Source organism: Bradyrhizobium sp. Kon56, from assembly GCF_055807635.1.
Genome location: NZ_JBVVOU010000566.1, coordinates 1 through 247, shown reverse-complemented (window position 1 = coordinate 247; position 247 = coordinate 1). Strand labels below are relative to the sequence as shown.

At 55.9% G+C, this 247-nt stretch carries 2 protein-coding genes; one reads left to right on the top strand and one right to left on the bottom strand.

Going from position 1 to position 247, the window contains the following annotated elements; translation table 11 throughout:
- The first annotated feature begins 8 nt into the window (after nucleotides 1-8).
- Nucleotides 9-110: a DUF3768 domain-containing protein gene (locus AC0L3B_RS40065; RefSeq protein WP_473383517.1), complete on the top strand. Its 102-nt coding sequence runs from the start codon at nucleotides 9-11 to the stop codon at nucleotides 108-110.
- Between the two features lie 21 nt (nucleotides 111-131).
- Here the strand turns inward: AC0L3B_RS40065 and AC0L3B_RS40060 are convergent, their stop codons facing one another.
- Nucleotides 132-233 carry a hypothetical protein gene (locus AC0L3B_RS40060; RefSeq protein ID WP_473383515.1) on the bottom strand — a complete coding sequence of 34 codons (102 nt, stop codon included), beginning with the start codon at nucleotides 231-233 and terminating at the stop codon, nucleotides 132-134.
- Between the last annotated feature and the right edge of the window lie 14 nt (nucleotides 234-247).

Here is a 247-nt window from a genome sequence, read left to right as displayed (position 1 = left end):
CATTCAAGATCGATTACTACGATAAATCGCTTACCTTCCATTCGCCTAACCCGGCAGATCCCTCCGTTACCGAGCGGATAATCACGATCATGAGGGCGGACGAATACTAGCGCCTTCGCAATCGACCAAGCCTACCCTGCCTGCTCGCTCACGAGTTTGACGAGCGGCACCGACAAAGCCTCGGCAATTCGAGCCATTGCCAAAAGGCTGGGGTTACGTCGCCCTCGCTCGATCCCACCGATGTAGG